Raw genomic sequence first — 21,516 nt, forward strand, 5'->3', positions numbered from 1 at the left:
TTTTTTGATTATGTTAATGGCATAATCTTTGTCGGAACTGATTCCCATATAATTCGTAACAATCAATAACCTATCTTATATGATCCGCCGAATATCCATCGTCACAATTTTAGTCGTTTTGGCCGTAATTATTTCGGTATTTGCGTTAAGCCCATCAAACGACAATGAAGCATTGTTAACCACAATTGCACAAAAAGGTAAATTCGAATCTTTAGTTTACTCCTCCGGGCAACTGGAATCACAGGAAGCTGACTATATTCCTGTTCCGGAAATTTTTAGGGATAACCGACTAAGGATTTGGGAAATTACAATTGCCGATATGATAGAAGAGGGCTCTTCTGTCGATTCAGGTGATTATGTCGCTACCGTTGACCATTCTGCAGTAGACGAACAGTATAAAAATGCAATGGACGAACTTGACCAGCGTTTTACTGAATACGAAGACAGTAAAATTGATTCGAACCTTACGCTTAGTAATCAGCGCGACCTGATTGTAAATGCACAACTCGATCTGGAAGAAAGAGAGATCGTGATAAAAGAATCGGCTTATGAGTCGCCATCGGTAAAAAGAAAAGCCGAAATGGACTTTGAAAAAGCCGAACGTAAACTGGAACAAATGAAGCAGGCTTACGTGTTGAAACAGCAACAGGAAGCCAATAAGGTAGATCGAAGATTTATCAACTACAAGCAGGCAAAAGAAAGGGTTGATCTGTTGAAAAGCGTTTACGATGCGTTAACGATTCGTTCACCAAAATCCGGAATTATCGGGTACTACCGCTATTCGGGAAGAGGAGCTGCTATTCAGGCCAATTCTACCATTTCTACCCGAAGTCCCGCCATTGCAACTTTCCCGAAAATGAATACGCTGATATCTACAACCTATATCAACGAAATTGATATTTCCAGGATTAAAACCGGGCAGAAAGTTGACATCGGGATTGATGCTTTTCCTGAAAAAATGCTGGAAGGCGAAGTAAGTTCCATCGCAAATGTGGGGCAATTGCTCCCGCGAAGTGATGCAAAGGTTTTCGAAGTGAAAATAAAGGTAATCGGTGATGATGAAGAATTGAAACCATCGATGACCACCAGTAATGTAATTCAAACCGGTTATGCCGAAGATGTGGTTTATGTACCGCTGGAAGCTGTTTTTACCAACGATTCGCTGAGCTATGTTTATTTGTCTGACGGCGATGGTCGTAAGATGGAAAAGCAGGTGATTGAACCCGGAATCCAGAATGAGAATTATATGGTGGTGCTGCAGGGAGTCGCAGAAGGTGACCACATTGCACTTTCTGAACCTGAAACTGCCGAATCCATGGATTTTCAAGGGATGGAGATCTATGAAGCAATAAAGGTTAAGGAAAATCAGCCAGCTGAAGAAAATTCAAAGGAAGCATCTGTAGCCAAAACAAATGAGTTCACCTCCAAATAATCCAATCTCATGTTTATAAAACGTTATCTGCACGACATTGGCATTGCCGTAGAAGCGATTATTGCGAATAAAGTGAAATCGATACTAACGGCGCTCGGTATTATATTCGGAGTAGCTGCGGTTATCAGTATGATGGCCATAGGCAACGGAGCCGAGCAGGAAATTCTGGACCAGATAAAAATGGTCGGCGTAAACAACATCATCATTACTCCAAGCACACTCACCGTGGAAGGGGGAGCCGGTGGTGGTGGCGATACCGGAGACGACAAAGCCGGAGCAAAAAAGTTTTCACGGGGCTTAACCCTTATGGACGCAGAGGCCATTCAAAAAATTGTGCCTTCGGTTCAACAGTTGTCGCCTGTCATTTCATTTAACTACTCTGCCTTGCTTGATGCTCACTCCAAGCCGGTTGTGCTGGAGGGAGTAAATAACAACTACTTCGATTTGTTTAATATTCAATTGAGCGAGGGAAACCAGTTTAGCGATCAGCAAAGCGAAAAAGGCTATCCGGTCTGTATTATCGGGGACAATATAAAAACCGAATTTTTCAGAGGTAGGGAAGCCGTGGGCGAACTAATCAAATGCGGCCAGATATGGCTCAAAGTGATAGGCGTTGTAGAAAGGCGCGATTTTACCGCTTCGGCATCCGATGAACTGGGAATCAGCAGCTCCGATAACAAAATATTTATTCCGGTACAGACCATGTTGCTGCGCTTTAAAAACCGGTCGCTGGTAAGAGCCGATGAAGTAGCAAAAGCAAATAAAGGAAGCGGTCCCGGGGGCGGCGGAATGGTGGTGTACCGGGTTGGAGATAATTCTTCGGAGGAAGAATACGAAGAAACAGATTCGAACCTGAACCAGTTGGATAAGATTGTTGTACAGGTAAAAGAAACTGACCAGCTAAATGAAACAGCTTTGTTAATTAAACGGATGCTGTTGCGGCGCCATTCCGAACTGTACGACTTTGAAGTGACCATCCCGGAATTGCTCCTGAAACAACAACAAAAAACCCGTAACATATTTAACATCGTGTTGGGTGTAATTGCGGGTATATCGCTTGTAGTAGGCGGAATTGGCATCATGAATATTATGCTGGCTTCGGTAATGGAACGTATTCGGGAAATCGGTGTAAGACAAGCAGTTGGTGCCAAAAAGAAAGATATTATAGCCCAGTTTTTGGCTGAATCGACTTTGATCAGTCTTACCGGTGGTTTAATCGGAATCGTTCTTGGTATTGTGCTTTCAAAGATCATTACGGGAATGTTCGATATCAAAACCATCGTTTCTTTTTTCAGTGTATTTATTGCGTTTGGAGTGTCGGTGCTGGTAGGAATAACTTTTGGTTATCTCCCGGCCAAACGAGCTTCCGACAACGACCCGGTTGAATCATTACGTCAGTAAACAAAAAAACTATCTTATGAAACAATTTATTATAGCGCTGTTTTTGTTAGGCATAACAGCTGTTCCGGTTTATTCTCAGAATCAATCACTTCGGTTGACATTGCCTGAGGTGATCGATCTGGCAACAGAACAATCCATTGATGCATTCCGAAATAAAAATATGTATTTGGCCCGTTACTGGGAGTTCCGGTATTACAAAGCTGATCGCTTACCCGGGTTGTCGCTTAGTTCGTCGCCCATTGATTTGAACCGATACAGCCGGAAGGAATATAATTTTAATACCAACCAGGATGAATACCGAATGCGGGAGTATTTTAATTCCGACGTATCGTTATCGCTGGTGCAAAATGTTGCACAAACCGGTGGTCAGCTTTTTTTGCGGTCGAGTTTAGGGATGGTAAAAAACCTCGGAGATGGGGGATCTACTTCTTATGCTGCGACTCCTATCAGTATCGGTTATTCTCAGGAATTGAACGGATACAATGCTTTAAAATGGAAATCGAAAATCGAGCCGTTGAAGTATGAAAAAGCAAAAAAGCAATTGATAGAGAACAACGAAACGTTAAAGCAAAAGGCGGTTTCTGTATTTTTTAGCCTCACTCGTGCTCAGATCCAAAAATCAATAGCCGAAACCAATTATGCCAACGCCGATACCTTGTATAAAATCGGGCAGGGGCGTTACCAGGTGGGTACGGTTACTCAGGATGAATTGCTGAAACTGGAGTTAAGTTTGTTAAATGCCAGTCAGGCGCTGAACCAGGCCAACGTGAGTGTAAAACGTTTACAATCGTCGTTCAACTCATTCCTGGGCCTCGAAAAAGAAACAAACGTAGAATGTGTTATGCCTGAAGTGATCCCGGATTTTAAGGTGAATGCCGATAATGCTATTTCACTGGCTGTGGAAAACAACCCAACGATTATCGATCACCAGCAACGTACGTTGGAAGCCAACCAGGCAGTGGCTTCTGCCAAATCGGAGACGGGTTTAAATACTTCCGTTTATGCTTTGTATGGCCTGAACCAGGATTCAGAAGAATTTTCAGATGTTTACGGAAAGCAAAATGAAAGTCAGCGTTTTAACCTTGGAATAAACATACCCATTGTAGATTGGGGAAAAAGAAAGGGACGGTTTGAAATGGCAAAATCAAACCGGGAGGTTGCCCTGGCTGTAATTGAACAGGAAAGAATTGATTTTGAACAGGAAGTATATCAACGTGTTCTTGAATTCAATCTTCAGGCCGGACAGGTATACAATGCCGCAAAGGCCGATACCGTGGCTAAAATGGGATACGATGTTACTTTTCAACGTTTCCTTATCGGGAAAATTGATGTGGTGAAGCTGAATATCGCCAGCAACGATCAGGAAAGTGCACGCATACAGTATGTGGATGCCTTGAATCAGTTTTGGACCAAATATTATCAGCTGAGAGGGCTGACACTGTACGATTTCGAAAGAAAGGAACAGCTTATTGTAGAATACGATAAAATCCTCCAAAAACAGTGATATGAATAAAAAGCGAATAATTACTGCCGGGATTATACTGGTTTCAGTCGTTGCCTTGTTTCTTATTTTCAGAAAAGAGGTGACAGGTGAGGCAAAAGGAATTTACACCGTCCAGAGCGGGAGTTTTGAAGAAGTTATCAAATGTAAGGGTGAGATCAACAGTGCAGATGTTGTTGAAATACGACTTCCGAATATACTGGCTGATCGTTCTCTTCGGGTATGGTCGTATCGTATTCTTGATATTGTAGACGAAGGAAAAGCGGTAAAAAAAGGTGACTTTATTGCACAATTAGACCAGAGTCAGCTGACCACACGAATGCGTGAAGTAACCCAGGAACTGGAACGTTTGAATGCCGATTTAAAAAATGCGGTGATCGATAGTACCGTATCGCTCACTCAGCTTCGGGAAGATATTAAGGATGCCGAACTCGATTTGGAGTACAATAAAATCGACCTCGAACAGTCGGTTTTCGAATCAGAGGCTTATCAGCGTAAGATTCAAATGGCTTATCAAAAAGCAGAAATTGGAATTGAAAATAAGCGACGGAATTACCAGTTGGAAATCAACAGAAGAAAAGTGGGTATCAAACGCCTTGAAAATTATGTGGAAAGCCGAAACGAAGAAATTGGAAAGATTCGTGAGGCAATTGCGGCTTGTCGTATTACTTCTCCAGATAGTGGAATTGTAATGTTAGCCAAAAGTCCGTTTGAGGGGAAAAAATTCAAACGCGATGACTACTGTTATCCTTTTATGCCGGTGCTTGCTGTTCTTCCTAATCTGAATAAAGCAAACTCTGAAGTGTATGTCAAGGAAATTGACATTTCAAAGATCGCTGTTGGCGATAGTGCCAGGATTTCATTTGATGCCTTGGAGGGAGTTACCCTAAAAGGAAATGTAGTTTGGGTTGCTTCAATGGGAGAAGACCATAAGGATTTTGACATGAAAGTTTTCAAAGTGTTTATTCGGCTCGATGAATCGGATTCGGATCTTAAACCGGCGATGACCAGTAGTAACGAAATCATAGTAAGCAACCTGGAAAACGTTCTTACTGTACCAGTGCATGCGGTATTTACCAGCGACAGCGGAAAATTTGTATGGTTGAAGCAGGGAGGGAGTTTTGTTCAGCAGAGTGTCACTATCGGCCCGGAAAATGAAGAGTCGATTGTAATTACCGATGGAATTAAGGAAGGAGATAAAATTGCGACTGAGGCCCCTGAAATGATATAAGCAAGCAGTGAATAATTCATAAAAAAAGGCTCAATCAGAGCCTTTTTTTATGAACTATCAATTAATTCCGTTTGTCGTCTCCTCCTCGTTGATCGCGGTATTTTCGGAACATATACATCCTGAATTCACCTTCGGTCTTGTATAGTTTCAGCACTTTCTGGGGCGGGAGAATTTTCAGAAACTGTTCGTTGTATTTTGTTGCGAGTGTTCCTTCCTCGTCCATTGTCTGTGCAAATTCACGGGTCAGTTTTATGATCTCTTTGTCCGAAAGGGTTTCAGCTGCATCGCGAACCTGTTGTTCCAGTTCTCGTCTGGCCATCTGAGCGTCGAGTCTTTCCTTCTCCATTTTGTTGTAAACGGGCCAGAAGTTTTGTGCTTCTTCGGGGGTAAGATCCAGTTTAGCCGTTAAAAAGGAGATTTTTTCAGCTCTGAATTTTTCCCACCTGTCCTCTGGTTTTTCGTGTTGTGCCAAGGTGGCAAACGAAAAGGTCAGAAACAGAAGACTAATGCTTAATGTGTATAAGTATTTTTTCATTTTAATTACTTGTCAGATTTTCAAAAAGTTCATAATCACTAAAGTTGGCACTTACATAAAGCGCCAGGTCATCGTCGGTTAAATCGTTTTCAGATTCACTGTCGTTCAAGAGCGCAACAAAAGTGGCTTCGTCTATTTTTTCAATAATATTCAGAAAATTGGTATCTGTTGTATCTGTCACTTCTGCTACCTGATTTATTTTATCGGGCGTAAATATGCGTAAGGGGACGTATACCAGCATCATAATCAATGCAAAACTTGCGGCAAGGCCGAGTGCAGGTTTTAGCAAATGAATAATTCCTGACCTGCGGGGAACGGAAGGTGCTGCTTCTGCTTCCATCCTGACTTGAAGACGGGCAGAAAAATCGTCAAAATAATGATTGGGAGTGCCAAACGGATTCTCCTTGGTTATTTCTGACAATTTCGGTGCGTTATTTTTTAATTCATCCATTATCCCTGATTTTTAATATTGACTGTACATTTACAAAAAGGTTTAATACTTTCATTTACTCGTTGTTCTTTAAGTAATCCTCTACTTTTTTTACCGCATGGTGGTACGAAGCCTTAAGGGCTCCAACCGAAGTGTTCAAAATCTCCGCCATATCATCGTATTTCATTTCATCAAAATATTTCATGTTAAAAACCAAACGCTGTTTTTCGGGAAGACGTACGATCGCTTCCTGTAATTTCATTTGAATCCGGTCTCCTTCAAAATAGGGGTCCGACATTAGGTTTTCGAGCAGATACTCGCTTTCGTCGTTAAGTGGTAACAGGTTTTTTTTCTTTTTCGAATTCAGAAAAGTGATCGATTCATTGGTAGCAATCCTGTAAAGCCAGGTAAATAAGCTCGATTCCTCTCTAAACGTATCGATATTCCGCCACACTTTCATAAAGGTATTCTGGAGCACATCATCGGCGTCATCGTGGTTTAAAACCATTTTTCGGATATGCCAGTACAACCGCTCCTGGTAGGTTTTAACCAGCATGTGAAACGCAAGATTCCTCTTGTTTTCATCCTTCAGGTCTGCGATGATATGTTGATCGTTATCCGACATAATGTGATTTACAATAAGACTTGCCTGGCGGGTGAAAGTTTAATAATTAAATGCTAAAATTTAAACCTTCTTCCCGAAGTTTATTGTACATCTCCATATCAAAAGAAAAGAGTTTGGCTGCCCGGTGAGCAACATGCTTTTGTTTTTCTCCGGTGTCCATCAGCAGATTCATATTTAGTATTTTTTTTCTGAAATTACGGGTATCCAATGTTTTCCCCAAAATTACCTCATAAAGGGTTTGCAATTCATTTAGTGTAAATTTATCGGGCAGCAGGTGAAATCCAACCGGGTGATACTTTGCTTCTTCTCTGAGTGTTTTTAAAGCATGTGATATGATATCTTTTGCATCGTAAGCTACATCGGGCAAATTATCTATATCAAACCATTTTACCGCTTTGGCCACAGGCGAAAGTTTTAAATCATGATATTCAGGGTTTATCAAAGCGTAATAGGCCACGGTCAGAACTCTTGTGTGCGGAATCCGGTTTATACCTCCAAATGTTTGGAATTGTTTCAGGTAAATGTTTTGTAGCCCGGTAGCCATTTCCAGAATCTTTTTGGTGTAGTCATTCAGGTCTTCTTCAACCGGTAAATGCATGCCGATTAACCCCCAATGTTTATCTGATTTTAACGCGGGATTATTTTCATAGATTTCTTTAAATTCCAGGTATACATCATTCAATATCAGGAGTTTTTTGACGATCTCCGGCTCTGGCTGCCAGAGTAAAACATTTAATTTATTATCCCTGAAACCAAATATTACGCAGTCGATCGAAAGGTTTTTGAATATCATGAGTCAGAATGTTTGCACAAAAGTAATGAATCGTCAGGTTTTTTCAAGGATTTCAGTTTGTGCACAGTATATTAAGTCAGCCTGGGGGAATTGGACTGTGCGTAAATAAAATCAAAAAAAAATTACCTTTGCAGCGCAAATTTTTTAATCAAGTAAAATGGCTTTGAAATGTGGAATCGTTGGTTTGCCAAACGTGGGGAAATCAACGCTGTTTAATTGTTTGTCGAGTGCAAAAGCTCAATCAGCGAATTTCCCTTTTTGTACAATAGAACCCAATGTTGGAGTGATAACGGTTCCGGATGACAGGTTAACAAAACTGGAATCATTGGTAAAGCCGCAGCGTGTGGTGCCAACCACTGTCGAAATTGTGGATATTGCCGGACTGGTAAAAGGTGCCAGCAAAGGTGAAGGTTTAGGAAATAAATTTCTTGGAAACATTCGTGAAACCGATGCGATTATTCATGTTTTGCGTTGTTTTGACAATGACAATATTACTCACGTAGACGGAAATATTAACCCCGTGCGCGACAAGGAAACCATCGACATTGAACTTCAGTTAAAAGACCTGGAAACAGTGGAAGCCCGAATTGCCAAAGTGGAAAAACAGGCCAAAACCGGTAACGATCAGGAAGCGAAAAGGTTGTTCCGTATTCTTTCGACTTACAAAGATGTGTTGATGGAGGGGAAATCGGCGCGTACAGTTGAGATTGATCCCGCGGATGAAGCCCTGGTGAAAGGCCTGCAATTGCTGACCAATAAACCGATCCTTTATGTTTGCAACGTGGACGAACCTTCAATAGCAAAAGGGAATAAACACGTGGATGCAATAAAAGAAGCCATCAAAGACGAAAATGCCGAAATGTTGATGATTGCAGCTGCCACCGAAGCAGATATTGCTGAACTGGAGGACTATGAAGAGCGTCAAATGTTTTTGGACGATCTAGGACTGGAAGAATCGGGCGTAAGTAAATTGATTAAAGCGGCCTACAAGTTACTTCAACTGGAAACATATTTTACAGCAGGGGTAAAAGAGGTTCGTGCGTGGACATTCCGTAAAGGATGCAAAGCACCGCAGGCTGCGGGTGTAATTCACTCCGACTTCGAAAAAGGATTTATTCGTGCTGAAGTGATCAGTTATAACGATTACATTACTTTGGGTTCGGAACAGGCTTGCAAGGAAGCCGGAAAAATGTCGATCGAAGGTAAGGAATATGTTGTGCAGGACGGAGATATCATGCACTTCAGATTTAATGTATAGCGTACAGAAGTTATACTAAATACTATTCAGTAAAGGTTGGTTGCATGAAGCAGTCAACCTTTTTTTCTGAAAGTCAATTTTAAAAAAATATCCAGTTCTCAATTTTGAATGAAAAACAACCAACAAAATCCGGAAAATCAGATTTTGGGAATTTTACATTGGATATTCTGAATTAAAAATAATTCCCAGATAGGAGTATAAATTTTTACTTTCATTCCTTTTGATGATTCCTGATAATCATGATTGTTTTAGTGCTCGTTTCTTCCGAAAAATAATGTTCCTGTTAAATCACACCTAAATGTCTTAATTGCGAAATTTTCTTATCTTGTGAGAGGAGGAATTAAGAAAGAATTTATGGAAGAATTTCACATTAACATACTCAATATTGCTGCAGTTTTGCTGGCAGCATACGGGGGGGGGGTACTAATTCGTAAAATCGGGTATCCGGCTATTTTAGGTGAGTTACTGATTGGGATAATACTTGGGCCCGGCATGTTGGGAATTCTCGAATTTACCGAGTCAATCAAAGTCTTGTCCGAAATCGGTATCATTTTGCTCATGGTGTACATTGGCATGGAAATCGATTTTCATGATTTAAAGAAGGCTTCGTGGCCCGGGCTTCTGGCTGCCATCGGCGGATTCTTTGTCCCTTTTGCTCTGGGGTATTTTACCATCGTATATTTTGGCGGAACAGCCATTTCCGGTTTGTTTGTGGCCATTGCTATCGGAGTTACATCGCTGGCAACCAAAAGCCGCATACTTATCGATTTAAAGCTGCTGAACACAAGGATAGCCTATGTGTTGATGGCCGGAGCGCTGATTTCGGACACCCTGGCACTGGTGATTTTTTCGGGGATCACCAATTTTGCTGAAACCAATGTTGTCAATATTCGGGAATTGCTGATTATCAGTTCAAAAATTCTTGCATTTTTCGGTGTCACCATAGTGGTCGGTTTGTTCGTCCTTCCGCGCTTGGGAACTTTTATTTCAAAATCGAAGATCAATAACAGCACCATGTTTTTTACGCTTATCCTGATCGTAACTTTTGGGTATTGCGAGTTGGCCGAACTGGCTGGTATGCACAGTATTCTTGGGGCATTTATGGCGGGATTGTTTCTTAAAGCCAATTTGTTTCCAAAGAATATTTCCAAAGAATTGAATAAGGCTTTTTACGATGTATCCATTGGTTTTATGGCACCGATTTTCTTTGTGTCGGCCGGTTTTTTTGTAGATGTTTCGGTATTTCGCACTGATCTGATGTTGCTGATAACTGTTACTGCACTTGCTGTGGTCGGTAAGATTGTCGGTACGGCATTGTTTTATCTTCCGTCAGGAAACGGATGGCGTGAAGGTTTAACCATCGGAACCGGGATGAACGGACGAGGTGCAGTGGAGATTATCATCGCTCAAATCGGGCTCGAAATGGGAATCATTGATAAAACAATCTTCTCCATCCTGGTATTCATGGCCATTTTTACCACACTTACAGTACCGGTATTATTAAGTTGGACTGTGAAATGGTTAAGGCGAAAAGGTGAACTGGTATACATGGATAAACGCAAAGGGATACTTATTCTTGGAGTTAATCCGGTAAGTTTGTTTCTTGCACGCTTTCTCTCAAAAATTGTTCCCGTGACTCTGATTGACAACAACTACGAGATGGCAGAACAAGCCAGGGCTATGGGGTATAAATGTATCCACGGGAATGCCCTGAACGAAGAGGTGCTAACAGAAGCCGCGCCTGAAAATATTGCTACGTTTATTGCCATGACTCCCAACAACCAGGTAAATCTGCTTGCAGGGCAACTGGCGTCAGAGGCTTTCCAGATACCGAATATTAACCTGGCTGTTTCGGCTGCCGATGTAAACCACAGTCCCGAGTTACTAAAGAAATTAAAAGCGTCCACTTTGTTTGGTATTCCTGTTAATCTCGAAAAATGGTTCCAGCGGTCGGGCATCGGAGAAAATACGGAGACCAGCGAGCCGGCAAAAAATGAAATCAGCGGCAGGAACTACGCAGAAAAACAAGCCGTGGCGACAGAGCACAATCTTCCTGTTCTGATTGAGAATACTTCTGGTGAATTCAGACTGTTCCTGTCTGAAGAAAAGATTCTGGTGGGAGAGAAAGTGGTTTCGCTGAAAGATTAATAATTCGACTTGACGCCATAAAAAAAGGGTTGACCATTTGTTTGATCAACCCTTTTCTATTTTTTCTCAAAGCGTATTAGCGTTGTGGTTGAGCATCGCTCATGTCTTTAATAATGCCAGCTTTATCTACTTTGATTTGAACATCTTTTGCAACTTCAAGAATTACATAAGTATCTTTAACCTCAGCAATTTTACCATAAATTCCTCCGGTAGTTACTACTTTATCGCCCTTGGCCAACGACTCGCGAAATTTGCGGGTTTCTTTCTGGCGTTTCATCTGTGGGCGGATCATAAAAAAGTAAAATACAACAATAATGAGCAACAGTGGCAGGAAACTCATTAGTGGGTTCGCATCTGCACCTTCTGGTTGTTGCATCATCAATAAAATACTATTCAACATGTCGGTAATTTTTAATATTTAATTTTCAATAATTCGTTTTCGACTATCGCAAAAATAGCTAAATGTTTTAATTCCTTGCTATTTCCTTTGATTTCAATTGCCTTATATTCGCGGCCAACCATTCCCGATGAGTCGAATTCGATTTCAATGTTTCCTGTTTGTCCAGGTTTTACGGCTTCCCGTGGAAATTGAACCGATATACATCCACATTCCGTATCAATACTATCGATCAGATAATCAGTGTTCCCGGTGTTGGTGAATGTAAATGTGCACACCACAATTTCGCCGGCTTTCAGCGTACCGAAATCATACACCTCCTGATCAAAAGCAACTGTTGTTTTTTCGTCGGATGTTGTTTTTTCAGCACTCTTTTCTTGCTGATTTTTTCCGCCCGAGCATGAAAATGTCAACAGGATTATAAGTATACCGGCAATGCGTTTCATTCTTCCCCAATCAGTCCCCGGCCTGCTTTGGTCACTTTTTCGGTGCGTTTCAGGTCTTTCAGGGTTTTATCCAGAATACCGTTAATGAAATTCCGGCTTTTTTCGGTGCTGTAAAACTTCGACAATTCGATGTACTCGTTCAGCGAAACTTTTGTCGGAATTGTCGGGAAATAAAGGAACTCGGTAATGGCCAGCTGCATAATCAGAATATCCATAAACGCAATTCGTTCAACATCCCAGTTTTTAGAGTGTTCGCGAATAAGTTCACGTAATTCATCGTGATTTAGAATTGCCTTTCTAAACAGGTCTTTTGTAAACTGCCGGTCTTCTTCGTCTTTGTAGAGCGGCATTAATTTCTGATCGTTGTCGGAAAGCTCGTGAAAGCGTTTCAGTGTTTTGGTGATCATCGAAATGACAAACTCCACGTCGTCGTTCCAGTAGATGCTCTTTTCTTCCAGAACATTGTAAAGGTCTTCTGAAACCAGAATTACTTTGTTAAACAGTTTTTCGATGAATTTCCGGTCGTCGAGGTACGAACGTGTTTTGTCGTTCATATAACCGTTATACGATTCTGAATCGGTCATTAACAGGTACAATTCCTTGATCAGCTCTGGATTGTCTTTCCAATGCAATTTCTTCTGATCGAGGTAGGTATTCAGCTGTTTGTTAGTGCGAAGTTGTTCAATTACCTGGTTGGAAATAAACTTCGTATTGGGATTTAAGTCTTCGTAGGTTGGCTGATGTTTGTTCTTTTTGATTTCGATCCTGCTTTCGGCATAATCCGCAATTTCAATTACCAGGTAAAACAGGTAGTGGTAGAGGTCGTAGGCTTTGTGGATACAGAAGAAAAGTTCTTTTTCTGTGTTGTTGATTGACTTATCTTCTGTTGAATAATAGGCGTACAGCACTTGTAACACCTTGGTACGGATAATCCTTCTGCTAATCATTGTAATGAACTTCGTGGTATATTTTTGTGCAAAATTACATCTTTTTTTGAATACCAATAAACTTGTTTTTCGAAACGGCGAAACTTAAAAAAATTGTGAACTCGGTATTGTACGGTTTGGGAATCGGTTCCTGTTCAAAGAGAATGATTTCTATTGCTAATAAACAAGAAATAGTTGAATTTAATGTCTGAAAGCCAATGGTTTGGTTGGCTATCTGTAAAATGTGGGGTACTTATTGTTTAAGCGAAAACCGACGCCCAGCATCAGGAAATTGGGTTCGTGAAAATCTTTTAAACAGTAGCCGATGTGAACAAACGAGCTTCGGGTAACTTCAATTTTAAGTGCTAGTGTCTGGTAAATTGCCTTAAGATCTCCCTTGCTGTGAAACAGATTCTGCCCGAGTCCCAATCCTACGGTGAAGAAGGGCATAACGTATTCAACTCTTCCTGAAATTCCAAATGCCACCTGTTGGTTCAGCGGTGGTTTAAAGAATTTCTGATCGGGGCCGGCGGCATAATCCTGCGTGTATACATTGGCGCTGCCATCGTAAACCGCGTCTAATGCCATTCCCAGCCGAAGTTTATAGCCATAGTTGTACATGGGCGCTACCGAAACACCCAAAACCGGGTAGGCTTCGGGCGAGGCAATCTTCATGTCCATAAAATCAACACCGGTCCGGCGCCACGAACCAAACAAAACAACATCGTAGCTGATGTGTCTGGTAAAAGCGGGGAGCAGCAGAGGTTGAGTGTTGGAACTATGCGAATTGTTTTCCCGGTTGAAATTGTACACCAATCCGGCTTTTACTCCCGCTGTGTTCAATCCGGCGTTTGGAAATTTGGTGTTGCCGTTGGAAAAATGGGTGAGTGAAAGCCCCGTGTTAAAATCCAGTCTGGGCGATAGTATCCAGCTGAAATAAAAATTTGTATTGATGTAAGCATTGGCTTTCGATCCAATTACGGTGTTATGTGGATTTTCTTCATAGTCGTAAGGTTTCCAGCCAAACGATAAACCGAAGTTCCATTCGTAATTTAACGACAGTTGTGGACTAATCTGGCTGATTCTTGCTCCCTGGAACAAATAGAACATAAAGGGATTTCCCAGTTCCCGGGTGTTTCCAAATTGATAACTGGCCAGTCCGATACCCTGATAGGCAGCTCCGTATATTTTGTCGGTATAGGTGTTGGGGCAAAAACGAAAGGCATATTTGAGGTGCGTGGAGAACGAAGCCCTGATGGGATTCCATGATTCATTTTCTCCCCGCAAAAACGGATTGGTAGGCAAAATGTAGCTTGGGCGAATTTCGAAGCCCAGCTGGTGTAAAATGGGCGCTGAAAACAAAGATGAATCAGGTTCGGGAGCCAAGGAAGCAAGAGGCAGATCTTCGGAAGGATGTATTGCTTTGTCTGTGTTAGCCTGTATAACGTTGTTTAAATTCTGGTCCTGGGCCGTTGCCAGCACAGCAGCAAAAAGCAAAACTTTTAAAGTAAACACTACTTTTAAATTCCATTTTTTGCTTATCGTCATCCCTGCAAGTCTGTTTGATTCAATTCGTCCGAATTCGAAGAGGAACAAATATACATTTTCTTTATTTAATCAGGTCCTGATTCAACGGTGTTTAATGCGTCGGACGGACGGAATCCTCAGCAGAGTTTTCCGCCTGACTTTCATCGTCCGGTAACTCTTCATCTTCTTCATCCTCTTCTTCTTCCCAGTCATATTTATTACGCCTGATGATGTATTTCCGGTAATAAAAAGCCAGGACGACACCCGAAATGGCTCCCCATAAATGCCCTTCCCACGATATTTCAGGACGAATGGGCAATAAACCCCAAACCAAACCACCGTACAGAAAAACCACCATTACCGAAAGGGTGAGCAGGCGTACATCGTTTCTGATAATGCCACTTACGAAGTGAAAAGCTGCCATGGCGTAAATCACACCGCTGGCGCCAATATGCCAGGCTTCCCGACCTGTGAGCCAAACACATATCCCCGATAAAATATAGAGTTGGAAAAAAATGCGGTACGAAACACGCCGGTAGAAATAGATGAGCATAAACATGAGGATAAAAAACGGGATGGAGTTGGAGATCAGGTGCTCAAAATCGGCGTGAATAAACGGCGTTAAAAGTATACCCGGCAAGCCCTGCCAGTGTAACGGATAAATTCCAGCCCGTACAAAAGTAAATCCCATGGATTGTTCGATGATTTCCACAATCCAAAATGCAAGCACAAAAGCTGCGGGGAAAACCAGGCTGTGGAAAAAGATACGTTTTTCCATTTCGGGGTCCAGTTTTGTCGGATTGCTGGGATAATATCTGAACAGGCTCATTTTTATCTTCGGGAAACCCGGGTTTCTTTATGTTTTTAGTAATTGCTTAATTAGTTTCACAAAATCATAAATCTCTTGCTCGCTCGTGTCAAACGAAGTCATCCAGCGTACTTCGTTTATGGATTCGTTCCACATATAAAAGAAGAATTGCTCTTTCAGCGGTTCAATAATTTCGGGTGGAACAATGGCAAAAACGCCGTTTGCTTCCACTTTTTGGGTGAGTTTGATTTCCGGGATTTTGGCCACCTCCGATTCTAAGAGTTGCGCCATTTGGTTCGAATGAGCTGCCGTCTCTTTCCATAAATCATTTTCGAGGTAAGCAATAAACTGGGCGCTGGTAAACCGCATTTTTGAAAACAGCTGCATGCTTTGTTTGCGAATGTATTTGGTGTACTTGGTTAATCTCGGATTGAAAAACAACACCGCTTCGCCCGACATCATTCCGTTTTTGGTTCCTCCAAACGAAACAACATCAACGCCACTGTCGCGGGTAAAGGCCCTGAAATCGAGATCGAGCGAAACCGCTGCGTTGGCCAGCCGTGCGCCGTCCATGTGCAGAAACATATTGTGTTTATGCGCCAAATCGGCCAAAGCAATAATTTCTTCCGGCTGATAAACCGTGCCCATTTCTGTTACCTGCGAAATGGAGATCACCCGGGGTTGAGAATGGTGTTCAAATTCGAACCCTTTCAGGTGAGGCAGAACTGCTTCAGGAGTAACTTTCCCATTCACCGGTTCCACCGGGATCAGTTTACATCCGGTAAACTTTTCCACTGCGCCACATTCGTCTTCCTGGATATGCGCGGTTTCGGCACAAATAATCGAATGATAGCTTTGTGTAATGGTCGATAAGCTCAGAACATTGGCTCCTGTGCCGTTAAAAACAAAAAATACCTCGGTATCGTCACCAAAGCGTTTTTTGAAAAGTTCCACAGCCTTTTCTGTATATGGATCGTGTCCGTAACCGCTAACATGGCCCTGGTTGGCTGCCTCAATGGCTTTTAAAATGGTCGGGTGAATTCCCGAATTATTATCGCTTGCAAATCCTTTTCTGATCGTCATGATGCTGGTATTAAAAAGAATGTTTGTTTGATATAAGCTTGTTTATTTGTAATTTTTCCTGGTCTTTTTAAGACGCATAAAGTAAGAAAAAATCAAAGTCAATTGAAAATGGAACCGGCACTTCCTCTTGCTCAAAAATTATATTTTTTAGCGATCCGGCCTGGTAAGGGTGGAATCAGTCAGCAAAGTCGTTCTGTGCTCGATTATATATTGTTGGGAGCGCTGTTTATGGAGCTTTATCTACTGAAAAAGATAAGGTTTGAAGATAAAAGAATGGTTGTTTTGAACACCAAAGCAGAAAATGAAGTGCACCGTTTTCTTCTGTTAAAAATGAGCGAAGCAAAAAGTCCGCGAAAAATATCTCGCTGGATCAGTAAGTTTTATTATTCGCTGAAATACATCAGAGGTGAAGTTCAGAACGGTTTGGTGGATCGGAGATTGATTCGCATGGAGGAAAAACATTTTCTTTTCTTTAAATGGGAAAAACCGTTTGTAGTAAATATACCGGCACAAAGAAATCTGGAAGCTGAAATTCGGGAGTTGATAATGAAAGGAACCCGGGACGAAGAGCAACTTATTCTGTTGTCGTTTTTGGTGCCGGGTGGCTTGTTGCACCGATTGTTTTCGGAGAACCAACAACGCCGGGAGGCCAGGCGGCGCTTAAAAGCAATGGTGCTGGACAATCAGGTTTCGGTAGCGGTTCGCGAAGCCATTGCTGCTGCTCACGCAGTCGCAGCTTCAGCGGCGGCGGCTTCTGTTGCTGCAACTTCAGCATCTTAAAAACAGTACAATGACAAAACTTAAAAAGATTGTATTAATGGTAGCAGGACCAGGCGTATTGCTGGTCGAGGCAGTGGCAGTATTTGTTCATCTTTTTACGGCGCGCAATGCCAACGCTGTTATTATCGGTGGCTTGGCTGTTTTCTTTCTGATCTTTATTCCCTTGTATTCGATCGAATATTTCAGGCAGGAATTTCAACACGAGAAAAAGAAAAATCTTCACTTTAAACGAAAAAATACGCGTACCGAATGGCGGGGCGGAAATATTCACGGAAAAGTGCCACACGAAGAGGAAAAACCCGGTAAGTTTTTCAATAAATGAATACCATGCTTTGCTAATTTTTCCGAGCATCACATCTAATGGCTTTGAATTCAGTAGATTGTGGCTATGTGGGGAAACTGTTAATAAAAAATCGGCTGTTTGAAGGCAGATTTGGTTATCTTTGGACTTCCGCAAAGCAGGGTGCACTTATGGAGAATTTTATCGTATCGGCAAGAAAATACAGACCTGATTCTTTTGAAACAGTTGTGGCGCAGGCCTCTATTACAGGGACACTGAAAAACGCCATCAAAAGCAAACAGCTGGCGCATGCCTATTTGTTCTGTGGTCCGCGTGGAGTGGGGAAAACTACCTGCGCACGTATTTTTGCCAAAACCATCAATTGCACCAATCTTTCTCCGGAAACTGAAGCCTGTAACGAATGCGAATCGTGTAAAGCTTTCAACACCAGCCGTTCGTTTAATATCCACGAATTGGATGCGGCATCGAACAACTCGGTAGATGATATTCGAACGCTGACCGATCAGGTGCGGGTTCCCCCACAGATGGGAAAATACAGCGTGTACATCATCGATGAGGTTCACATGTTGTCGTCGGCGGCGTTTAATGCTTTTCTGAAAACGCTGGAAGAACCGCCAAAACATGCGCTTTTTATTTTGGCAACCACCGAGAAACATAAAATCATTCCTACGATTTTATCGCGCTGTCAGATTTTCGACTTTAACCGTATTGGTGTTGCTGAAATTAGCAGTCACCTGGAATATGTGGCGAAAAGCGAAAGCGTGGAAGTGGAAAGTGCCGGGTTGAACATCATTGCTCAGAAAGCCGATGGCGCCATGCGCGATGCACTGTCTATTTTCGACCAGATCGTTAGCTTTTCAGGCAAGAAAATTACCTACCAGGATGTGATCACCAACCTAAACGTGTTGGATTATGATTATTATTTCCGGCTGGTGGACGAATTCCTGAAGAACAATGTGACGGAAGTATTGATGATCTACAACGATATTCTGAATCATGGATTCGACGGTCATCATTTTATAACCGGTTTGAGCAGTCACCTGCGTGATATTCTGGTGTGTAAAGATGCCGTTACGGTTCAGTTGCTCGAAGTCGGTGGCGAAATCAAAGAGAAATATAAAGCGCAGGCAATGATCGCTAACAGCGATTTTCTTTTGGAGGCTTTGCAGATTGCCAATGAGTGCGACATGAACTACAAATCCAGCCAGAACAAACGACTTCTTATTGAGCTGGCTCTTATTCGGATAGCGCAGCTAACCTTAAAAAAAAAATAGCTGACGGCCCGGATGATATCCTGGAACCTATTTTTACCGGAGTTGATGTTCAGGGAGGAACCTCAATAGAACAAGCACCGAAGCCGGCTTCGAAACCTGTAGCTACCCCGGTACAACCGGAAACTACTGCAAAAACGCCCCCACCTACTGTACAACGCGTTGCAAAAAGAAAAGGAAGCCTGGGAACTCCATCTATCAAAAGAGCTTTAAAAGGCGAATTTGATGATGAAAAGAAAATTTCTGCAAAAGAACAGCACGAACTTTATTCAAAGGCCGGCGAAACGAATGCGTTTACCCAGGAGCAGTTAACCGAGAAATGGAATGCCTTTCTTCCCAGGGTGGAAGACCGTCCAAGTATCAAGGCCACTTTGTCGGCCGTTCCAAAAATTCTGGAAGACTTTTCGTTGTTGCTTGAAATTGATAACCGTATTCAGGATGAGATGCTGGCTGAGATACGCCCGGAACTTGTTTCGTACCTGAGAAAAGAACTGCGTAATTCAAACATCAATTTGAAAACCGTCATCACCGAAATCAAACGCGAGAAGATTATCTATTCCGATGTCGAACGCTACCAGGCGATGGCCAGTAAAAATCCAAATCTAGCATTGCTGAAACAAACCCTGAATCTCGATTTCTAGGTTAGGGAGCCAGTCGTTTGATAATCCAGTTATCCGCTTGTTTTTCGTAGACCATGCGGTCGTGTAAACGATTCTCGCGGCCTTGCCAGAATTCAAATTTTACAGGACGTACCAAGTAACCACCCCAGTGTTCCGGTCGTTCAGGATCGTTTCCCTTGAGCTGATTTTTTAAATTCGAAAACTTCTCTTCCAGGTAATCCCGGGAAGGAACTTCCGAACTTTGGGCCGAAACAGCCGCTGCAATCTGGCTGTCGAGCGGGCGCGAATGGAAATATTGTTCCGAAGCCTGAACCGGTGTTTTTTCCGCTATTCCCGAGATTCGCACCTGGCGTTCAAGTTCCGGCCAAAAGAAATGAAGGCTGATTTTCGGATTCAGCGAGATAGCCCGTCCTTTTTCGCTTTGGTAATTGGTGAAAAAGGTAAATCCATCAGAATTGAAATCTTTCAGCAGTACAATTCTCGACTGCGGAAATCCATCTTCGCCAACGGTTGACAACGCCATCGAGGTGGCGTCACGAAGGCCAGCAGAAAGGGCTTCATGCATCCATTTTGAAAAGAATTCTGTGGGATCAGTGATCAAATCTTTTTTGGTGAGCGATGCCCGTTTGTAGTCTCTTCTTATCGAATCCAGCTTCATAATTAAAAGTTTTCATCCAAGAAACCATGTACATCGGTTTTTGTTTACCGGATGAACCAATAATTATTCCTGGTTGTTTAAATAGCAGACAACTAAGTATTTTATTAAAACAGAGAATTATGAAGAAGTTAATGGTTTTTGTGATGGTATTGGTAGTGTTTTCGAGCTATGCCGGAAACAATCCCGGAAAACTTTCGATTGGAGATAAAGCTGTTCTGACCGATGTAAAAATGACGGATGTTTCGGGAGCAAAAGTTTCGTTGAGCGACGTGAAAAAGGAGAATGGACTGTTGGTTTTGTTTTCGTGCAATACTTGCCCTTTTGTGATGAAGTGGGAGGGAAGGTACAACGATATCAAAGCCTGGGCCGATAAAAACAAAGTTGGAATGATCGTTTTGAATTCAAACCATCAGAAACGGGATGGAGAAGATTCGATGAAAGCCATGAAAGAGAAGGCCGAAAAGCAAGGCTACCAATTTTACTATGTAGTGGATGATGATTCGCAGGTTGCGAATGCTTTTGGCGGCCAAACAACACCTCATGCCTTCCTGTTCGACGGAGACTTTGAACTCGCCTATAAAGGTGCCATCGATGATAACTACGACAGTGCCGATGATGTGAAACAGGCTTATGTGAAAGATGCAATGTCCAGTTTGTCGAGTGGAAAGGAGATTGCTGTAAGTGAAACCAAGCCTGTTGGCTGCGGAATTAAACGAAAACTGGATTAATACCGATTATCATTTGATAATCTTTGATATAAGTGGATTGAAAAGGAAATGGAGGAAAGCTCTCAATTACGGTTGGGGGCTTTTATTTTTCAAAAAAGCTAAAATGAACTTTACCGTAATGCCTCATTTCCTTGAAACTGGGGTGAGTGCTAAAGTCGTATTCCTTCGGATGCTCTAGGATAAAAACACCCTCGGGAGTCAGAAGATCGGTCGAAAGCACTGCTTCCGGAACCGCTTCAAAATTCGGTAAATCATATGGCGGATCTGCAAAAATGATGTTGAAGGAGTCGCGCGATTTCTGCAGAAACTTAAAAACATCGGCCTTAAAAACTCGGGCATTTTCAATGTTTAAAGCTTCCAGAACTTCCAGGATAAACTTGTAATGGTTGAAATTGCTTTCCACCAGCGTAACCTGCCGGCTGCCACGGCTAACAAATTCATAACCCATACTTCCCGTTCCGGAAAAGAGGTCCAGTACTTTTTTGGTTGAAAATTCGTAACGGTTTTCAAGAATATTGAACAAGCCTTCCTTGGCCACATCGGTGGTCGGACGTGCTTTAAACTTCTTTCCCGGATGAAACATCCTTCCTTTATATTTTCCTCCAACTATTCTCATC

Annotated in this window: 23 protein-coding genes; 11 read left to right on the top strand and 12 right to left on the bottom strand. The window is 42.2% G+C overall.

Annotated features, from left to right (window positions below; genetic code table 11):
- Nucleotides 1-79: 79 nt before the first annotated feature.
- The 4 genes from MR764_RS04105 to MR764_RS04120 are packed head-to-tail and all read left to right on the top strand — an operon-like array spanning nt 80 to nt 5,565.
- The gene (locus tag MR764_RS04105; RefSeq protein ID WP_247978124.1) at nt 80-1,432 is read left to right on the top strand and encodes an HlyD family efflux transporter periplasmic adaptor subunit; all 1,353 of its coding nucleotides are present in this window, start codon (nt 80-82) and stop codon (nt 1,430-1,432) included.
- Between the two features lie 9 nt (nt 1,433-1,441).
- Nucleotides 1,442-2,833 (top strand): ABC transporter permease, encoded by a 1,392-nt coding sequence (locus MR764_RS04110; RefSeq protein ID WP_247978125.1) that lies wholly within the window; start codon nt 1,442-1,444, stop codon nt 2,831-2,833.
- 16 nt (nt 2,834-2,849) lie between these two features.
- Nucleotides 2,850-4,337: a TolC family protein gene (locus MR764_RS04115; RefSeq protein ID WP_247978126.1), complete on the top strand. Its 1,488-nt coding sequence runs from the start codon at nt 2,850-2,852 to the stop codon at nt 4,335-4,337.
- Between the two features lies 1 nt (nt 4,338).
- On the top strand, nt 4,339-5,565 hold the full coding sequence (locus tag MR764_RS04120) for a hypothetical protein (RefSeq protein ID WP_247978127.1): 1,227 nt from the start codon (nt 4,339-4,341) through the stop codon (nt 5,563-5,565).
- Nucleotides 5,566-5,626: 61 nt separating this feature from the next.
- Here the strand turns inward: MR764_RS04120 and MR764_RS04125 are convergent, their stop codons facing one another.
- The 4 genes from MR764_RS04125 to MR764_RS04140 are packed head-to-tail and all read right to left on the bottom strand — an operon-like array spanning nt 5,627 to nt 7,948.
- Nucleotides 5,627-6,100 (bottom strand): hypothetical protein, encoded by a 474-nt coding sequence (locus MR764_RS04125; RefSeq protein ID WP_247978128.1) that lies wholly within the window; start codon nt 6,098-6,100, stop codon nt 5,627-5,629.
- 1 nt (nt 6,101) lies between these two features.
- Nucleotides 6,102-6,551, bottom strand: coding sequence for a hypothetical protein (locus MR764_RS04130; RefSeq protein WP_247978129.1), 450 nt, complete (start codon nt 6,549-6,551; stop codon nt 6,102-6,104).
- Nucleotides 6,552-6,606: 55 nt separating this feature from the next.
- Entirely contained in the window at nt 6,607-7,155 is a 549-nt protein-coding gene (locus tag MR764_RS04135) for a sigma-70 family RNA polymerase sigma factor (RefSeq protein WP_247978130.1), read from the bottom strand.
- Between the two features lie 46 nt (nt 7,156-7,201).
- Nucleotides 7,202-7,948, bottom strand: a complete 747-nt coding sequence (locus tag MR764_RS04140) for an NUDIX hydrolase (RefSeq protein ID WP_247978131.1) — start codon at nt 7,946-7,948, stop codon at nt 7,202-7,204.
- Nucleotides 7,949-8,105: 157 nt separating this feature from the next.
- Here MR764_RS04140 and ychF point away from each other — a divergent pair, with 157 nt between their 5' ends.
- Together ychF and MR764_RS04150 are read left to right on the top strand one after the other, a co-directional pair.
- Nucleotides 8,106-9,206, top strand: a complete 1,101-nt coding sequence (ychF, locus tag MR764_RS04145) for a redox-regulated ATPase YchF (protein WP_247978132.1) — start codon at nt 8,106-8,108, stop codon at nt 9,204-9,206.
- A 327-nt stretch (nt 9,207-9,533) separates the two neighbouring features.
- Nucleotides 9,534-11,354, top strand: a complete 1,821-nt coding sequence (locus tag MR764_RS04150; RefSeq protein ID WP_247978133.1) for a cation:proton antiporter — start codon at nt 9,534-9,536, stop codon at nt 11,352-11,354.
- Between the two features lie 76 nt (nt 11,355-11,430).
- On the opposite strand, the gene yajC is transcribed toward MR764_RS04150, so the two are convergent.
- The 6 genes from yajC to MR764_RS04180 form a co-directional block, all read right to left on the bottom strand.
- A complete protein-coding gene (yajC, locus tag MR764_RS04155; protein ID WP_247978134.1) occupies nt 11,431-11,754 on the bottom strand; it encodes a preprotein translocase subunit YajC in 324 nt (107 codons plus the stop codon).
- Between the two features lie 11 nt (nt 11,755-11,765).
- Nucleotides 11,766-12,197 (bottom strand): DUF1573 domain-containing protein, encoded by a 432-nt coding sequence (locus MR764_RS04160; protein ID WP_247978135.1) that lies wholly within the window; start codon nt 12,195-12,197, stop codon nt 11,766-11,768.
- Entirely contained in the window at nt 12,194-13,144 is a 951-nt protein-coding gene (nusB, locus tag MR764_RS04165; protein WP_247978136.1) for a transcription antitermination factor NusB, read from the bottom strand. The genes MR764_RS04160 and nusB overlap by 4 nt, the downstream gene beginning before the upstream one ends.
- 210 nt (nt 13,145-13,354) lie before the next feature.
- Nucleotides 13,355-14,671: an acyloxyacyl hydrolase gene (locus tag MR764_RS04170; RefSeq protein ID WP_247978137.1), complete on the bottom strand. Its 1,317-nt coding sequence runs from the start codon at nt 14,669-14,671 to the stop codon at nt 13,355-13,357.
- Between the two features lie 91 nt (nt 14,672-14,762).
- Nucleotides 14,763-15,479, bottom strand: coding sequence for a rhomboid family intramembrane serine protease (locus MR764_RS04175; RefSeq protein ID WP_247978138.1), 717 nt, complete (start codon nt 15,477-15,479; stop codon nt 14,763-14,765).
- A gap of 27 nt (nt 15,480-15,506) precedes the next feature.
- Complete coding sequence (locus tag MR764_RS04180; protein ID WP_247978139.1) at nt 15,507-16,541, bottom strand: low specificity L-threonine aldolase; 1,035 nt, start codon at nt 16,539-16,541, stop codon at nt 15,507-15,509.
- 108 nt (nt 16,542-16,649) lie between these two features.
- On the opposite strand from MR764_RS04180, the gene MR764_RS04185 reads away from it, so the two are divergent.
- The 4 genes from MR764_RS04185 to MR764_RS04200 all read left to right on the top strand — a co-directional run bounded on the left by MR764_RS04185 (nt 16,650) and on the right by MR764_RS04200 (nt 19,534).
- A complete protein-coding gene (locus tag MR764_RS04185) occupies nt 16,650-17,321 on the top strand; it encodes a GPP34 family phosphoprotein (RefSeq protein WP_247978140.1) in 672 nt (223 codons plus the stop codon).
- Nucleotides 17,322-17,331: 10 nt separating this feature from the next.
- The gene (locus MR764_RS04190; RefSeq protein WP_247978141.1) at nt 17,332-17,643 is read left to right on the top strand and encodes a hypothetical protein; all 312 of its coding nucleotides are present in this window, start codon (nt 17,332-17,334) and stop codon (nt 17,641-17,643) included.
- Between the two features lie 149 nt (nt 17,644-17,792).
- A complete protein-coding gene (locus MR764_RS04195) occupies nt 17,793-18,896 on the top strand; it encodes a DNA polymerase III subunit gamma/tau (protein WP_247978142.1) in 1,104 nt (367 codons plus the stop codon).
- Between the two features lie 338 nt (nt 18,897-19,234).
- On the top strand, nt 19,235-19,534 hold the full coding sequence (locus MR764_RS04200; RefSeq protein ID WP_247978143.1) for a hypothetical protein: 300 nt from the start codon (nt 19,235-19,237) through the stop codon (nt 19,532-19,534).
- Nucleotide 19,535: 1 nt separating this feature from the next.
- Here MR764_RS04200 and pdxH read toward each other — a convergent pair whose 3' ends face one another.
- Nucleotides 19,536-20,171: a pyridoxamine 5'-phosphate oxidase gene (gene pdxH / locus MR764_RS04205; RefSeq protein WP_247978144.1), complete on the bottom strand. Its 636-nt coding sequence runs from the start codon at nt 20,169-20,171 to the stop codon at nt 19,536-19,538.
- A 119-nt stretch (nt 20,172-20,290) separates the two neighbouring features.
- Between pdxH and MR764_RS04210 the strand changes: the two genes are divergently transcribed.
- The gene (locus tag MR764_RS04210; protein ID WP_247978145.1) at nt 20,291-20,899 is read left to right on the top strand and encodes a thioredoxin family protein; all 609 of its coding nucleotides are present in this window, start codon (nt 20,291-20,293) and stop codon (nt 20,897-20,899) included.
- An 82-nt stretch (nt 20,900-20,981) separates the two neighbouring features.
- On the opposite strand, the gene rsmD is transcribed toward MR764_RS04210, so the two are convergent.
- Complete coding sequence (gene rsmD, locus MR764_RS04215) at nt 20,982-21,515, bottom strand: 16S rRNA (guanine(966)-N(2))-methyltransferase RsmD (protein ID WP_247978146.1); 534 nt, start codon at nt 21,513-21,515, stop codon at nt 20,982-20,984.
- Nucleotide 21,516: the final 1 nt, after the last annotated feature.

This window comes from Maribellus sp. YY47, from assembly GCF_023111095.1.
Taxonomy (GTDB): Bacteria; Bacteroidota; Bacteroidia; order Bacteroidales; family Prolixibacteraceae; genus Draconibacterium.

Excerpts from the sequence above, each read along its gene's own strand:
- MR764_RS04185 (WP_247978140.1), top strand. The coding sequence starts at position 16,650 with ATGGAACCGGCACTTCCTCTTGCTCAAAAATTATATTTTTTAGCGATC.
- MR764_RS04160 (WP_247978135.1), bottom strand. The coding sequence starts at position 12,197 with ATGAAACGCATTGCCGGTATACTTATAATCCTGTTGACATTTTCATGC.
- ychF (WP_247978132.1), top strand. The coding sequence starts at position 8,106 with ATGGCTTTGAAATGTGGAATCGTTGGTTTGCCAAACGTGGGGAAATCA.
- MR764_RS04175 (WP_247978138.1), bottom strand. The coding sequence starts at position 15,479 with ATGAGCCTGTTCAGATATTATCCCAGCAATCCGACAAAACTGGACCCC.
- MR764_RS04130 (WP_247978129.1), bottom strand. The coding sequence starts at position 6,551 with ATGGATGAATTAAAAAATAACGCACCGAAATTGTCAGAAATAACCAAG.
- MR764_RS04120 (WP_247978127.1), top strand. The coding sequence starts at position 4,339 with ATGAATAAAAAGCGAATAATTACTGCCGGGATTATACTGGTTTCAGTC.
- MR764_RS04170 (WP_247978137.1), bottom strand. The coding sequence starts at position 14,671 with ATGACGATAAGCAAAAAATGGAATTTAAAAGTAGTGTTTACTTTAAAA.
- MR764_RS04115 (WP_247978126.1), top strand. The coding sequence starts at position 2,850 with ATGAAACAATTTATTATAGCGCTGTTTTTGTTAGGCATAACAGCTGTT.
- yajC (WP_247978134.1), bottom strand. The coding sequence starts at position 11,754 with ATGTTGAATAGTATTTTATTGATGATGCAACAACCAGAAGGTGCAGAT.
- MR764_RS04210 (WP_247978145.1), top strand. The coding sequence starts at position 20,291 with ATGAAGAAGTTAATGGTTTTTGTGATGGTATTGGTAGTGTTTTCGAGC.
- MR764_RS04125 (WP_247978128.1), bottom strand. The coding sequence starts at position 6,100 with ATGAAAAAATACTTATACACATTAAGCATTAGTCTTCTGTTTCTGACC.
- rsmD (WP_247978146.1), bottom strand. The coding sequence starts at position 21,515 with ATGAGAATAGTTGGAGGAAAATATAAAGGAAGGATGTTTCATCCGGGA.
- MR764_RS04105 (WP_247978124.1), top strand. The coding sequence starts at position 80 with ATGATCCGCCGAATATCCATCGTCACAATTTTAGTCGTTTTGGCCGTA.
- pdxH (WP_247978144.1), bottom strand. The coding sequence starts at position 20,171 with ATGAAGCTGGATTCGATAAGAAGAGACTACAAACGGGCATCGCTCACC.
- MR764_RS04140 (WP_247978131.1), bottom strand. The coding sequence starts at position 7,948 with ATGATATTCAAAAACCTTTCGATCGACTGCGTAATATTTGGTTTCAGG.
- MR764_RS04195 (WP_247978142.1), top strand. The coding sequence starts at position 17,793 with ATGGAGAATTTTATCGTATCGGCAAGAAAATACAGACCTGATTCTTTT.
- MR764_RS04180 (WP_247978139.1), bottom strand. The coding sequence starts at position 16,541 with ATGACGATCAGAAAAGGATTTGCAAGCGATAATAATTCGGGAATTCAC.
- MR764_RS04135 (WP_247978130.1), bottom strand. The coding sequence starts at position 7,155 with ATGTCGGATAACGATCAACATATCATCGCAGACCTGAAGGATGAAAAC.
- nusB (WP_247978136.1), bottom strand. The coding sequence starts at position 13,144 with ATGATTAGCAGAAGGATTATCCGTACCAAGGTGTTACAAGTGCTGTAC.
- MR764_RS04190 (WP_247978141.1), top strand. The coding sequence starts at position 17,332 with ATGACAAAACTTAAAAAGATTGTATTAATGGTAGCAGGACCAGGCGTA.
- MR764_RS04110 (WP_247978125.1), top strand. The coding sequence starts at position 1,442 with ATGTTTATAAAACGTTATCTGCACGACATTGGCATTGCCGTAGAAGCG.